Here is a 12,656-nt window from a genome sequence, read left to right on the forward strand (position 1 = left end):
CCCCCGACCAGCGTCACGGTGCCCGCAGCAGCCCCCACGTCTGCAGGACGTAGGGCCGGCCCTTCTCCTCCCCCTCGATCAGCGGCACATCGAGGGGGGCGAATCCCGCCCTGGCGGCCACGGCAGCGCTGGCGGCGTTCGCGGCCTCCAACTCCAGGATCACCTGCTCCACGCCCAGCTGCTCGAAGGCATACGCAGCCATCACCCGAACCGCACGCGCCGCCAGCCCCCGACCGCGGTACGCCGGGCCCACCGCGTAGCCGATCTCCGCGTCCTCGGGCGTGCGCCGCAGCATCACCTCACCGAGCGGCGCGCAACCGTCGACGGTGATGGCGAGCAGGATGGCCGTGCCCTCCGCCCGCAGCCTCCGGCTCCGGTCCAGCCGCAGGCGGGCGGCCGCCTCGTCGAAGGGCGAGACGAGCGGTGTCCAGTACGCGATGTCGGGGTGGTCGAACAGGTCCGGCATCGCGGCCAGGTCTGCTTCCGTCCAGTCGCGCAGGACAAGGCCCTCGCCCGTGAGCTGCATGCGATCGGGAAAGGGCAACATGGTGCTCAAGATCGGACCCCCTGGCCGGAAGAGCTGCTGGGCGCACCCTGCCACGCCCCTCGCACCGGCACACGGAGCACCCGCGTCTTCCGGGAAACGGCCTCCGGGCACAGCAGAACGGTCGGCATCGTGATCACGATGCCGACCGTTCCGTCGATGCTGCCTGGACACGTGACGTGTCCCGCTGTGCGCGAGGGGGGAGTTGAACCCCCACGCCCTTTCGGGCACTGGAACCTGAATCCAGCGCGTCTGCCTATTCCGCCACCCGCGCATGGGTGCTGTCGAAGATTCTCCCACACTCTCGGCACTGTCCTGATCGGGTTCCTGACCGGGTCAGTGCGGGAGGTGCGAGCGCCTGCCGACATCCAGAAGATTAGCATGCCGCAACCGGTGGTCTCACATCCGTTTCCCGCGGCCCCGGGCAGTCGCCCGGCCACCCGCCGGCCGCCGCGGGTGATCTTGGGAGCGTCCCGGAGAGGGCCGCCGCGCCAACCCCCGCACGCCCCTGCCGCCCCCCGCGCCACCTGCGGAAGCGGACGCTTCGGTGTCACCCCTGCAACGGTCCTCCGCTCGTGGGGGACACTGGAGCCGGACCCCCTCTACGATCCGTGTGAGGGGAGACACCCACGCACCGCACCGCGAAGCGGAACCAGCTCTTTACGCCGCGCGTGGATACGATCAGTAAGCAGTATCGGCAGCCGCTGTCCGCATGCGGCGCACTAGAGCACCAGTGAGTGGGGAAGGAGGTGCACCGTGGGAGTTCTGAAGCGTTTTGAGCAGCGTCTCGAGGGTCTCGTGAACGGCACCTTCGCCAAGGTGTTCAAGTCCGAGGTGCAGCCCGTCGAGATCGCGGGAGCCCTCCAGAGGGAGTGCGACAACAACGCCACCATCTGGAACCGCGAGCGGACCGTCGTGCCCAACGACTTCATCGTCGAGCTGAGCACACCCGACTTCGACCGGCTGAGCCCGTACTCCGGCCAACTCGGCGACGAACTCGCCAACATGGTGCGCGAGTACGCCAAGCAGCAGCGGTACACGTTCATGGGCGCGATCAAGGTCCACCTGGAGAAGGCCGACGACCTCGACACCGGCCTGTACCGGGTGCGCAGCCGCACGCTGGCGTCCAGCAGCTCCCAGGCGCAGCCCGGCGGCGGCGCGGGCGCGGCGGCCCCGCAGCGCGCGGCCGGCGGCCCCGCGCTGCCCGCCGCCCCACCGCGCATGCCCGCCGGACCGCCCCCCGGCGTGCCCGGTGGCGGCGTGCCCGCACCGCTGCCGCAGAGCCAGGTCAGGCGCTGGGTCGAGATCAACGGCAACCGCCACCAGATCTCCCGCGCCACCCTCGTCATGGGCCGGTCGACCGAGGCGGACATCCGCATCGACGACCCCGGCGTCTCCCGCAAGCACTGCGAGATCCGTACCGGATCTCCTTCCACAGTCCAGGACTTGGGCTCCACAAACGGCATCGTGGTGGACGGGCAGCGGACCACACACGCTACGCTCCGCGACGGCTCACGCATCGTCGTGGGCAACACCACGATCATTTACCGGCAAGCCGAAGGGTGAAGCGGGGGCAATGTCAGAGCTGACCCTGACGGTCATGCGGTTGGGTTTTCTCGCCGTACTGTGGCTGTTCGTCATCGTGGCCGTGCAGGTCATCCGCAGCGACCTCTTCGGCACGCGGGTGACCCAGCGAACCGGCCGAAGGGGCCCGGACCGACCGGCGCCCCGTCCGCAGCAGGCCGCCGCCCCGGCGCCGTCCGGCGGCCGGGGCAACCGCTCCCGGCGCGGCGCCCCGACCAAGCTCGTCGTGTCGGAGGGCTCGCTCACCGGCACCACCGTCGCCCTCCAGGGCCAGACCATCAGCCTGGGCCGGGCGCACGACTCGACGATCGTGCTGGACGACGACTACGCGTCCAGCCGGCATGCCAGGATCTACCCGGACCGCGACGGCCAGTGGATCGTCGAGGACCTCGGGTCCACCAACGGCACCTATCTGGAACGGACCCGACTCACCACGCCGACGCCGATTCCGCCCGGTGCGCCGATCCGCATCGGCAAAACGGTCATCGAGCTGCGGAAGTAGTACGAACATGACGACCGGAGGGTGGGCACCGTGCGGATGTACCCGGAGCCGACGGGCGAGGTGCGCATGAGTCTGTCACTGCGCTTCGCCGCCGGATCACACGTCGGCATGATCCGCGACCACAACGAGGACTCCGGCTACGCCGGTCCGCGGCTGCTGGCGGTCGCCGACGGCATGGGCGGCCAGGCCGCCGGCGAGGTCGCCAGCTCCGAGGTGATCTCCACCATCGTCGAACTCGACGAGGACATCCCCGGCTCCGACATCCTCACCTCGCTCGGCTCCGCCGTGCAGCGCGCCAACGAGCAGCTGCGCGACATGGTCGAGGAGGACCCGCAGCTGGAGGGCATGGGCACCACGCTCACCGCGCTGCTGTGGACGGGCCAGCGGCTCGGCCTCGTGCACGTCGGCGACTCCCGCGCCTACCTGCTGCGGGACGGCGTGCTCACCCAGATCACGCAGGACCACACCTGGGTGCAGCGGCTCGTCGACGAGGGCCGCATCACCGAGGAGGAGGCCACCACCCACCCGCAGCGCTCCCTGCTGATGCGCGCGCTGGGCAGCAGCGACAACGTCGAGTCCGACCTGTCGATCCGCGAGGTCCGGGTCGGCGACCGCTACCTCCTCTGCTCCGACGGCCTGTCCGGCGTGGTCAGCCACCAGACCATGGAGGAGACCCTCGCCAGCTACCACGGCCCGCGCGAGATCGTCGAGGAACTCATCCAGCTCGCCCTGCGCGGCGGCGGCCCGGACAACATCACGGTGATCATCGCCGACGTGCTCGACGTCGACGACAACGACACCCTCGCCGCCCAGCTCAACGACACCCCCGTCATCGTGGGCGCGGTCGCCGAGAACCAGCACGCCACCAACACCGCCAACGCACCGGGCGGGCCCACCACACCCGCCGCCCGCGCCGCGGAACTCAGCCGGCAGACCGTGCCGCAGCAGGCCGTGCCCGCGCAGGAGGGCTTCGGCCCGCCCGGAAGCGGCTCCGCCGGCTCCCAGGACGGCGGAGGTGCCTACGACGCCCCTCACGCCGACGAGGGCAGCTCCGGCAAGGGCGCGAGATGGTTCAAGCGCATCCTCCTGCTGCTACTCGTCCTCGCCCTGCTGGGCGGCGGCCTGTACGCGGGCTGGCGCTGGACGAAGACCCAGTACTACGTGGGGGTGGAGGGCGACAAGGTCGCGCTGTACCAGGGCATCAGCCAGAAACTGGGCCCGGTCGAGCTGAGCCAGGTGCGCGACAGCACCGACATCGAACTCAAGTACCTCCCGCCCTACCGCCGCAACCAGGTCCGCGACACCATCGCGATGAGCAGCCTGAGCCAGGCCCAGGACCAGATCGGCGAGCTGCGGGAGCAGGCCGAGGTCTGCGAACTCGTCGCCAACCGCAAGCAGTCCGCCGAGGAGGACGCCGACAGCAGCCAGCCCGGCACCGACTCGGGCGGCAGCACCGACGCCTCCGGCAGCACCCAGGACGGCACCTCGCAGAACTCCAGCACACCGAGCCCCGGCCCCGAGCTCAACGAGGAGCAGCAGCGGCTCGCCAAGATGTGCCGAACGCCATGAGGGGCGCATAGCTGATGACCACAGTCAACACCGGCAGTACCAGCACCGTCTCGTCCGGCGGGCTTCCCAGCCGACGCAACACCGAACTGGCGCTGCTGGTCTTCGCCGTGCTGGTCCCCGTCTTCGCCTACGTCAACGTCGGCCTCGCCAAGGACGGCAGCGTCCCGGCCGGCATGATCGGCTACGGCCTGGGCCTCGGCCTGCTCGCGGGCGTCGCCCACCTGGTGGTGCGCAGATTCGCGCCGTACGCCGACCCGTTGATGCTGCCGATCGCCACACTGCTCAACGGCCTGGGCCTGGTGCTCATCTGGCGCCTCGACCAGGAGCCCGGCCTCAAGCCGCAGAACGCCGCGCCGGGGCAGCTGATGTGGTCGGCGCTGGGCGTCGCGCTGTTCCTGGCGGTGCTGGTGTTCCTCAAGGACCACCGCATCCTGCAGCGCTACACCTACATCTCGATGGTGGCCGCGCTGGTGCTGCTGGCCATTCCGATGTTCTTCCCGCCCGTCAACGGCGCCCGCATCTGGATCACCATCCCCGGCGTGGGCTCCCTCCAGCCGGGCGAGTTCGCGAAGATCATCATCACCGTCTTCTTCGCCGGCTACCTGATGGTCAAACGCGACGCCCTGGCCCTTGCCAGCCGCCGCTTCATGGGCGTCTACCTGCCGCGCGGCCGCGACCTCGGCCCGATCCTGGTGATCTGGGCCATCAGCCTGATGATCCTGGTCTTCGAGACCGACCTGGGCACCTCGCTGCTGTTCTTCGGCATGTTCGTGGTGATGCTCTACGTCGCCACCGAACGCACCAGCTGGATCATCTTCGGCCTGCTGCTGTCCACCGCGGGCGCCGTCTTCGTCGCCTCGTTCAACACCCACGTCGGCGACCGCGTCAACAACTGGCTCAATCCTCTGGCGCTCCAGAACGGCGGCGTCACCGAGACGGCCCAGGCCATGTACGCCTTCGGGTCGGGCGGCCTGTTCGGCTCCGGTCTCGGGCAGGGCTACTCGCGCCTCATCGGCGGCATCGCCACCAAGAGCGACTACATCCTGGCCACCGTCGGCGAGGAACTCGGCCTGACCGGCCTGATGGCCATCCTGCTGCTGTACGGCCTGCTCATCGAGCGCGGCATCCGCACCGCCCTGGCCGCCCGCGACCCCTTCGGCAAGCTGCTCGCCGTCGGCCTGTCCGGCGCGTTCGCCATCCAGGTGTTCGTGGTCGCCGGCGGCGTAACCGGCCTCATCCCGCTGACCGGTATGACCATGCCGTTCCTGGCACAGGGCGGTTCCTCGGTCATCGCCAACTGGGCACTGATCGCGATCCTGCTGCGAGTGAGCGACACCGCCCGCAGACCGGCTCCCGCTCCCGCCCCGAACCCCGATGCCGAAATGACTCAGGTGGTCAGGTCATGAACAAGCCCCTCCGCCGGATCGCCATCTTCTGCGGCGTGCTGATCATGGCGCTGCTGGTGCGCGTCAACTGGGTCCAGTTCGTCCAGGCGGACGAGCTGAAGAACGACTCCAAGAACCGGCGCGTCGCCATCGAGCGCTACTCGCACCCCCGCGGCAACATCATCGTCGAGGGCCGTGCCGTCACCGGCTCCACCGAGACCGACGGCAGCGACTTCCAGTTCAAGCGCACCTACAAGGACGGCGAGCTGTGGGCGCCGGTCACCGGCCGCTCCTCGCAGGCGTTCGGCGGCACGCAGCTGGAGGAGATCCACGACGGCATCCTCACCGGCAACGACGACCGGCTGTTCTTCAACCGGACCATCGACATGCTGACGGGCAAGCCCAAGGAGGGCGGCAACGTCGTCACCACCCTGAACGCCAAGGCCCAGGAGGCCGCGTTCAAGGGTCTGGGAGAGAAGAAGGGCGCCGTCGCGGCGATCGACCCGCAGACGGGCGCCGTCCTGGCCCTGGCCAGCACGCCGAGTTTCGACCCGTCGGTCATCGCGGGCAACTCGCAGAAGGACGCGGACAACTGGGTGGCCCTCAACAAGGACGAGGAAACGCCCATGCTGAACCGGGCGCTGCGCCAGACGTACGCGCCAGGCTCCACGTACAAGGTCGTCACCGCCGCCGCGGCGCTGGAGAGCGGCAAGTACGACATGGACCGCAGCACCGGCGTCGAGAGCCCGTTCCGGCTGCCGCAGTCCACCCACGAGCTGGGCAACACCGGGCTGGACTCGCAGTGCGACAAGGCCACGCTGCGCGAGGCGCTGCGGCTGTCGTGCAACGCCACGTTCGCCTCGATCAGCGACGACGTCGGCAACGAGGAAATGATCAAGCAGGCCGAGCGGTTCGGCTTCAACCAGGAGCACTTCGTCCCGGTCCGCACCGCCGAGAGCGTGTACCCGGAGGACAACGCCCCGCAGAACGCGCAGGCCGGCATCGGCCAGGCGTCGAACCGGGCCACGCCGCTGCAGATGGCGATGGTCACGGCGGCGATCGCCAACGACGGCAAGGTCATGAAGCCGTACATGGTGGACCGTCTGGAGGGCCCGCGCAGCGTCGTCGAGCAGACCAAGCCCGAGGAGGTGGGCGAGGCGCTGTCGGCGGAGAACGCGAAGAAGCTCCAGGAGATGATGGAGACCGTCGTCGAGGACGGCACCGGCTCCAACGCGCGCATCCCCGGCGTGACCGTCGGCGGCAAGACCGGCACCGCGCAGCGCGGTGAGGAGAACAGCGCCAACCCCTACGCCTGGTTCATCTCCTACGCCAAGAACGACAGCGGCTCCCCGGTGGCCGTGGCGGTCGTGGTGGAGGACAGCGACGCGGCCCGCGGCGACATCTCCGGTGGCGGCCTCGCCGCGCCCATCGCCAAGGACGTGATGAACGCCATCCTCGACAGCAAGTGATGAGCGTGCGCCACGACTACGGGCAGCAGAGCGCCGAAGACGCCCCGGTGCCCCCTGGTGGTCCGGGTACGGTATGCCGAGCAGCACACCGCCCGGCCCCGCACAGATGCGGCCGGGACGAACGGAGAGGGCTGGAGATATGGACGAGCCGCGTCGCCTAGGCGGCCGGTACGAGCTGGGCCAGGTGCTCGGCCGGGGCGGCATGGCCGAGGTGCACCTCGGCCATGACACGCGCCTGGGCCGCACCGTCGCCGTGAAGACGCTGCGGACGGACCTCGCCCGCGACCCGTCGTTCCAGGCCCGGTTCCGCCGGGAGGCCCAGTCCGCGGCCTCGCTGAACCATCCGGCCATCGTCGCCGTCTACGACACCGGCGAGGACTACGTCGACGGGATCTCCATCCCGTACATCGTGATGGAGTACGTGGACGGCTCCACGCTGCGCGAGCTGCTGCACTCCGGGCGCAAGCTGCTGCCCGAGCGGTCCATGGAGATGTGCATCGGCATCCTCCAAGCCCTGGAGTACAGCCACCGCAACGGCATCGTGCACCGCGACATCAAGCCGGCGAACGTCATGCTGACGCGGACCGGCCAGGTCAAGGTGATGGACTTCGGCATCGCCCGCGCCATGGGCGACTCGGGCATGACCATGACGCAGACGGCCGCGGTCATCGGCACCGCCCAGTACCTCTCGCCCGAGCAGGCCAGGGGCGAGCAGGTCGACGCCCGCAGCGACCTGTACTCCGCGGGCTGCCTGCTGTACGAACTGCTCACCGTGCGGCCCCCGTTCGTCGGCGACTCGCCGGTGGCCGTGGCGTACCAGCACGTCCGGGAGGAGCCGCAGCCGCCGAGCACCTTCGACCCGGAGATCACACCCGAGCAGGACGCCATCGTGCTGAAGGCGCTGGCGAAGGACCGGGACTACCGCTATCAGTCGGCCGACGAGATGCGCGCCGACATCGAGGCCTGCCTCGACGGCCAGCCGGTCGGTGCGACCGCCGCGATGGGCGCCGTCGGCTACGGCGCGTACGGCGGCCAGGACCGGCCCACCCAGGCGCTGCGCACGCAGGACCCGCAGACGTCCATGCTGCCGCCGACGCGCGACGACGACGGTTCGTACGGCTACGACGAGACGCGGGCCGGCCGGGGTCGCGGCCGGCAGCAGAGGAAGAACCACCTCTCCACCATCCTGCTGGTCGCCGCGGCCGTGTTCGTGCTGGTGGGCGCGGTGTTCATCGGCAAGGTGCTGTTCGGCGGCAAGCCGCCGACGGAGATCGAGCTGCCCGACCTGAAGGGGCAGACGCTCAGCGAGGCGCAGGCCAGCGCCGAGAACGGGCGCTTCGAGGTCCGGCAGGGCGGCAGTGAGAACTGCGAGCAGAAGAAGGACACCGTCTGCAAGACCGACCCGGCCGCCGGCACCGAGGTCCAGGAGGGCAGCACGGTCACGCTGATCATGTCCGAGGGCCCGGCGCCGCTGGAGGTGCCCGACGTGACCGGCATGTCCGCCGACGAGGCCGCCTCCGAGCTGGTGGACGCCGGCTTCAAGGTGGGCGAGGAGAAGCCCGTCTCGTCGTCGACGGCCGAGGAGGGCACCGTCACCGAGCAGGACCCGTCGGCCGGCAGCAAGCGGCAGAAGGGCTCCACGGTGACGCTGTCCGTGGTGCGCACGGTCACGGTGACCGTGCCGGACGTCACCGGCCGGGACTTCGACGCGGCCAAGCAGCAGCTGGAGGCCAAGGGCTTCACCGTGGCCCGCACCGACCAGGAGGACGGCGGCCGGCCGGAGAACCAGGTGATCAGCCAGGACCCGGGCGGCAACAGCCAGCAGGCGCAGGGCGCCCGGATCACGCTGACCGTCGCCAAGGCGCCGGAGAAGGAGACCGCGACCGTTCCCGACGTCACCGGCCGCCGGCTCGACCAGGCCCGCAACCAGCTGGAGCGGGCCGGGTTCACGGTCGAGGTGCAGGGTTCGCAGGACGGCCGGGCGCGGGTGCTCGGCACGAACCCGGGCGGCAACAGCGAGGCCGAGAAGGGGTCCACCGTCACCGTCGTCACCCAGCCCGACGGGGGCGACGGCGGGGACAACGGCGGCGGCGACGAGGGTGTCATAGGCGGCTTCTTCCAGGGTCGCGGCAACGGTGGTTTCGGCGACGACTGACCGGCACAGGCGGCTGCCGGACACCGGCGGCTGACCCACACGGACGCTGGTCCGCACGTGAGAAGGGCGGTGGCCCCCCGGTCGGGGGGCCACCGCCCTTCTCACATCGTCTGCGTTGCCGCTGTCCGCGCTTCCTGCGCTGTCCGCGCCGCCGGGTCAGGGGCGCGAGTCGCCGTCACCGGCGTCCGCGTCGGCCTGCTTGGCCTGCACCTCGGGGTCCAGCGGGGATCGGCTGTCGAGGGAGCCGTCCACCGAGCTGAGCGGCGCGCGGTCGTCGACCTCGGTCGGCTCCGGCGGCTCCACCAGCCAGTCCGGGTTGGCCTGCTTGTCCCACCAACGCCAGGCGGCGACCGCGACACCGGCGACCACGCCGATCACCGCGAGCCGCTTGAAGGCGCGGCCGGTACGGGCCCGGCGCACCTTGCGCCGACTCAGCTTGCGCACGTCCTTGGCGGTCACCTCGCCGCGCAGCGCGGCGAGCGCGGCGGCGGAACGGGCCACGGCCTCGTCCCGGGCCGGACCGGCTGCGGCCTTCGCCGCCACCACCTTGGGCGCCGCGAACTCCGCAGCGTGCTGGGCCGCCTTGCGGGACCGCTTGGCGGCGCGGGCGGCAGCCTGGTCGACGACCGGCGGCAGCGTGTCGCGCGCCTGCGCGAGCCGCGGCGCGAGCCGGTTCTCGTACTGCTCCAGTGCCGCGTGCTGGGCCTGCTTCGCTGCCAGGCCCACCTTCGGCGACACCGCGCCGGCGGCGTGCCGCACGTTGTCCTTGGCGGTGCCGGTGGCGGCGCGCAGGCTGTCCTTGCGGGTCACGGGGATCCTCCTCCTCGGTGGCGCGGGTCCGGGGCGTCGCCCGGGAGACACATCACTCGTCAGTAGTCGCCTTTACACACGTTCCAAGATCATGCCTGCCGATCTGCGGCGCGGCACGTGTGGCCGGGCATCCGGGTTCACGCAGTACCCCGCTCGTGGGGCGTGTACCGGACTCTCAGCCGACAATGCCACGATTCGCGCATCCACGCTCCGGTTCGGCCGGGAATCGACGGTTCGTCACCCGTCCATCGGTACGCGGGGAGCATCGTGCACCTGGATGCGGCGTCCATGGGAGGATCGAGCGGAGTACATAGCGGACTATGGAAGGTAGATCGTGGCTGAGCAGCTTTACGCCACCCTTAAGACGAACCACGGCGACATCGAGATCGAGCTCTTCCCGAACCACGCGCCGAAGACCGTCAAGAACTTCGTGGAGCTCGCCGAGGGCTCCCGCGAGTGGACCCACCCGGCCACGGGCAAGAAGTCGACCGACAAGCTGTACGACGGCACGGTCTTCCACCGGGTGATCAGCGGTTTCATGATCCAGGGCGGAGACCCGCTCGGCAACGGCACCGGCGGTCCCGGCTACGAGTTCGGCGACGAGTTCCACCCCGAGCTGTCGTTCAACAAGCCCTACCTGCTGGCCATGGCCAACGCCGGTCCGGGCACGAACGGCTCGCAGTTCTTCGTCACCGTCTCGCCGACCGCCTGGCTGACGGGCAAGCACACCATCTTCGGTGAGGTCACCAGCGAGGCCGGCAAGAAGGTCGTGGACACGATCATCGCCCTCCCGACCAACCCGCGCACCGACCGCCCGGTGCAGGACGTGGTCATCGAGTCGGTCGTCATCGAGCGCCGCTGACCCGCGCCGGGAACCCTCCCGCCCCCTCCGTCCGTAGGAACAGGAGGGGGCGGCGGTTTCGGCCGCCCGTCCCGCCGCCCGGGAGCGGTCGGGCCGGTCGCCGGGCCGCGACAGGGGACGGGTGACCGCGGAAGCACCGCGGATGCACCGCAGAAGACCGCGAAAGCACCGCAGACAGCCGTCCGACCTTCCGGGAAAGAGGAGCCATGGAGCAGCAGCAGGGCGGACCGGGTGCGCAGAGCGCGCTGCCCGGCTGCTACCGCCACCCCGACCGGGAGACGGGCATCAGCTGCACCCGCTGCGACAGGCCGATCTGCCCGGAGTGCATGATCTCGGCGTCCGTCGGATACCAGTGCCCGAACTGCGTGCGCGAGGGCTCGGGCACGGGCCACCCGCCCGGTGCGGACCGGCCGCGCACGGTGGCCGGCGGCCAGCTGGTCGCGGACACCAAGCTGGTCACCAAGGTCCTGCTCGGCATCAACGTCGCCGTGTTCTTCGCGGTGCTGTCGGTCGGCGACCGCCTGGTCACGGACCTCGGCATGATCGGTTACGCGCTCGACTCCCGCGGTTCCTTCGCCTGGCTGGGCGTGGCCGACGGCGAGTGGTACCGGCTGCTGACCTCGGCGTTCCTGCACCAGGAGTTCTGGCACATCGGCTTCAACATGATGGCGCTGTGGTTCCTCGGGCCGCCGCTGGAGGCCGCCCTGGGCCGGGCCCGGTTCCTGACCGTGTACCTGCTGTCGGCGCTCGGCGGCAACGTGCTGACGTACTGGCTGATGGCGCAGAACCAGCTGTCGCTGGGCGCCTCGGGTGCGATCTTCGGCCTGTTCGGGGCGACGGCCGTGCTGATGCGGCGCATGCGCTACGACATGCGGCCCATTCTCATCCTGCTCGGCGTGAACCTCGTCGTCACGTTCCTGCCTGGCCTCAACATCGCCTGGCAGGCGCACCTGGGCGGCCTGGTCACCGGCGCCGTGCTGGCCTACGCGATGGTGCACGCGCCGCGCGAGCGCCGGGCGCTGGTGCAGTGGGGAAGCTGCGTCGCCGTGGGGGCGCTCCTGCTGGCGGCCTGCGCCGCCCGCACCCTCGTACTGCTGTCCTGACGCCGGGCTGGAGGGTCGAACCCCCTGGGTTGCCCACAGCTCTACCCTGAGTTATCCACAGCCTGTAGCGGATCTTGTGTATGACGCCCACTGCTCGCACACCTGACCGGAAAATCGCACAGGGGTACGTTTCCGCATGAAGATCGGGCAGCCGAAAGCCGCCGGCCCGTTCGTCACCGATCGGAACGGCGTCAACACCATGGGAGTTATCCACAGATCTTCAGAACTTTTCCCAGGCCTGTGGACAACCTGTGGAAAACCCTCTGCCCGGTCGGCGGCCCCGTGCGGAACCACTGGACGAACCCCTGGTCGCGACCCTGCGGGGGTGCAACCGGGGCGTTGCCGCGTCCCTACCGGGGCGCTACTTCCACTGCGTGGAGACCACGAACCCCAGCGCGATGAAGCCGAAGCCGACCACGATGTTCCAGTTGCCCAGGGCATCAACCGGCAGCGTGCCCTCGGTCACGTAGAAGACCACGATCCAAGCCAGGCCGATGGCGAACATCGCCAGCATCAACGGGGCGACCCAACTGCGCCCGGTGCTGAGATCGATCTTCGTCCGCTTCGCCTCCGGCGAGGAGGAGTCGTCCTTCTTCTTGCGGATCCGTGACTTCGGCACGAGGGGGCTCTCCTGTCGATGCGCTGTGACCGCGCGGGACTGTTGCTGCTGTGG

General features: G+C 70.2%; 11 protein-coding genes and 1 tRNA gene. 8 read left to right on the forward strand and 4 right to left on the reverse strand.

Annotated elements, in window-relative coordinates:
• Positions 1–13: 13 nt before the first annotated feature.
• On the reverse strand, positions 14–526 hold the full coding sequence (locus tag QNO07_RS07400) for a GNAT family N-acetyltransferase (protein ID WP_283990830.1): 513 nt from the start codon (positions 524–526) through the stop codon (positions 14–16).
• A gap of 208 nt (positions 527–734) precedes the next feature.
• Positions 735–818, reverse strand: a tRNA-Leu gene (locus tag QNO07_RS07405).
• A 482-nt stretch (positions 819–1,300) separates the two neighbouring features.
• On the opposite strand from QNO07_RS07405, the gene QNO07_RS07410 reads away from it, so the two are divergent.
• The 6 genes from QNO07_RS07410 (at position 1,301) to pknB (ending at position 9,208) form a co-directional block, all read left to right on the forward strand.
• Positions 1,301–2,110, forward strand: a complete 810-nt coding sequence (locus QNO07_RS07410) for an FHA domain-containing protein (protein WP_283990831.1) — start codon at positions 1,301–1,303, stop codon at positions 2,108–2,110.
• 10 nt (positions 2,111–2,120) lie between these two features.
• Positions 2,121–2,630 carry an FHA domain-containing protein FhaB/FipA gene (locus QNO07_RS07415; RefSeq protein WP_283990832.1) on the forward strand — a complete coding sequence of 170 codons (510 nt, stop codon included), beginning with the start codon at positions 2,121–2,123 and terminating at the stop codon, positions 2,628–2,630.
• A 66-nt stretch (positions 2,631–2,696) separates the two neighbouring features.
• Positions 2,697–4,199, forward strand: a complete 1,503-nt coding sequence (locus QNO07_RS07420; protein ID WP_502961795.1) for a Stp1/IreP family PP2C-type Ser/Thr phosphatase — start codon at positions 2,697–2,699, stop codon at positions 4,197–4,199.
• A gap of 14 nt (positions 4,200–4,213) precedes the next feature.
• Positions 4,214–5,605: an FtsW/RodA/SpoVE family cell cycle protein gene (locus tag QNO07_RS07425; protein ID WP_283990834.1), complete on the forward strand. Its 1,392-nt coding sequence runs from the start codon at positions 4,214–4,216 to the stop codon at positions 5,603–5,605.
• Positions 5,602–7,053 carry a peptidoglycan D,D-transpeptidase FtsI family protein gene (locus QNO07_RS07430; RefSeq protein WP_283990835.1) on the forward strand — a complete coding sequence of 484 codons (1,452 nt, stop codon included), beginning with the start codon at positions 5,602–5,604 and terminating at the stop codon, positions 7,051–7,053. Before QNO07_RS07425 ends, QNO07_RS07430 begins: the two co-directional genes overlap by 4 nt.
• A gap of 139 nt (positions 7,054–7,192) precedes the next feature.
• Positions 7,193–9,208: a Stk1 family PASTA domain-containing Ser/Thr kinase gene (gene pknB, locus QNO07_RS07435; RefSeq protein WP_283990836.1), complete on the forward strand. Its 2,016-nt coding sequence runs from the start codon at positions 7,193–7,195 to the stop codon at positions 9,206–9,208.
• 156 nt (positions 9,209–9,364) lie between these two features.
• Here pknB and QNO07_RS07440 read toward each other — a convergent pair whose 3' ends face one another.
• Positions 9,365–10,018, reverse strand: coding sequence for a DUF5324 family protein (locus QNO07_RS07440; protein WP_283990837.1), 654 nt, complete (start codon positions 10,016–10,018; stop codon positions 9,365–9,367).
• A gap of 334 nt (positions 10,019–10,352) precedes the next feature.
• Between QNO07_RS07440 and QNO07_RS07445 the strand changes: the two genes are divergently transcribed.
• Both QNO07_RS07445 and QNO07_RS07450 read left to right on the forward strand, forming a co-directional pair.
• The gene (locus QNO07_RS07445) at positions 10,353–10,880 is read left to right on the forward strand and encodes a peptidylprolyl isomerase (protein WP_283990838.1); all 528 of its coding nucleotides are present in this window, start codon (positions 10,353–10,355) and stop codon (positions 10,878–10,880) included.
• A gap of 206 nt (positions 10,881–11,086) precedes the next feature.
• Complete coding sequence (locus tag QNO07_RS07450) at positions 11,087–11,983, forward strand: rhomboid family intramembrane serine protease (RefSeq protein ID WP_283990839.1); 897 nt, start codon at positions 11,087–11,089, stop codon at positions 11,981–11,983.
• A 361-nt stretch (positions 11,984–12,344) separates the two neighbouring features.
• On the opposite strand, the gene crgA is transcribed toward QNO07_RS07450, so the two are convergent.
• A complete protein-coding gene (gene crgA, locus QNO07_RS07455; RefSeq protein ID WP_283990840.1) occupies positions 12,345–12,602 on the reverse strand; it encodes a cell division protein CrgA in 258 nt (85 codons plus the stop codon).
• Positions 12,603–12,656: the final 54 nt, after the last annotated feature.

Origin of the sequence: Streptomyces sp. 549 (assembly GCF_030124175.1) — a bacterium.
GTDB lineage: Bacteria > Actinomycetota > Actinomycetes > Streptomycetales > Streptomycetaceae > Streptomyces.

What these genes read in the sequence shown, in the direction of transcription:
- QNO07_RS07400 (WP_283990830.1), bottom strand. Translation starts at nt 526, where the DNA reads ATGCAGCTCACGGGCGAGGGCCTTGTCCTGCGCGACTGGACGGAAGCA.
- QNO07_RS07415 (WP_283990832.1), top strand. Translation starts at nt 2,121, where the DNA reads ATGTCAGAGCTGACCCTGACGGTCATGCGGTTGGGTTTTCTCGCCGTA.
- QNO07_RS07420 (WP_502961795.1), top strand. Translation starts at nt 2,697, where the DNA reads ATGAGTCTGTCACTGCGCTTCGCCGCCGGATCACACGTCGGCATGATC.
- QNO07_RS07425 (WP_283990834.1), top strand. Translation starts at nt 4,214, where the DNA reads ATGACCACAGTCAACACCGGCAGTACCAGCACCGTCTCGTCCGGCGGG.
- QNO07_RS07430 (WP_283990835.1), top strand. Translation starts at nt 5,602, where the DNA reads ATGAACAAGCCCCTCCGCCGGATCGCCATCTTCTGCGGCGTGCTGATC.
- pknB (WP_283990836.1), top strand. Translation starts at nt 7,193, where the DNA reads ATGGACGAGCCGCGTCGCCTAGGCGGCCGGTACGAGCTGGGCCAGGTG.
- QNO07_RS07450 (WP_283990839.1), top strand. Translation starts at nt 11,087, where the DNA reads ATGGAGCAGCAGCAGGGCGGACCGGGTGCGCAGAGCGCGCTGCCCGGC.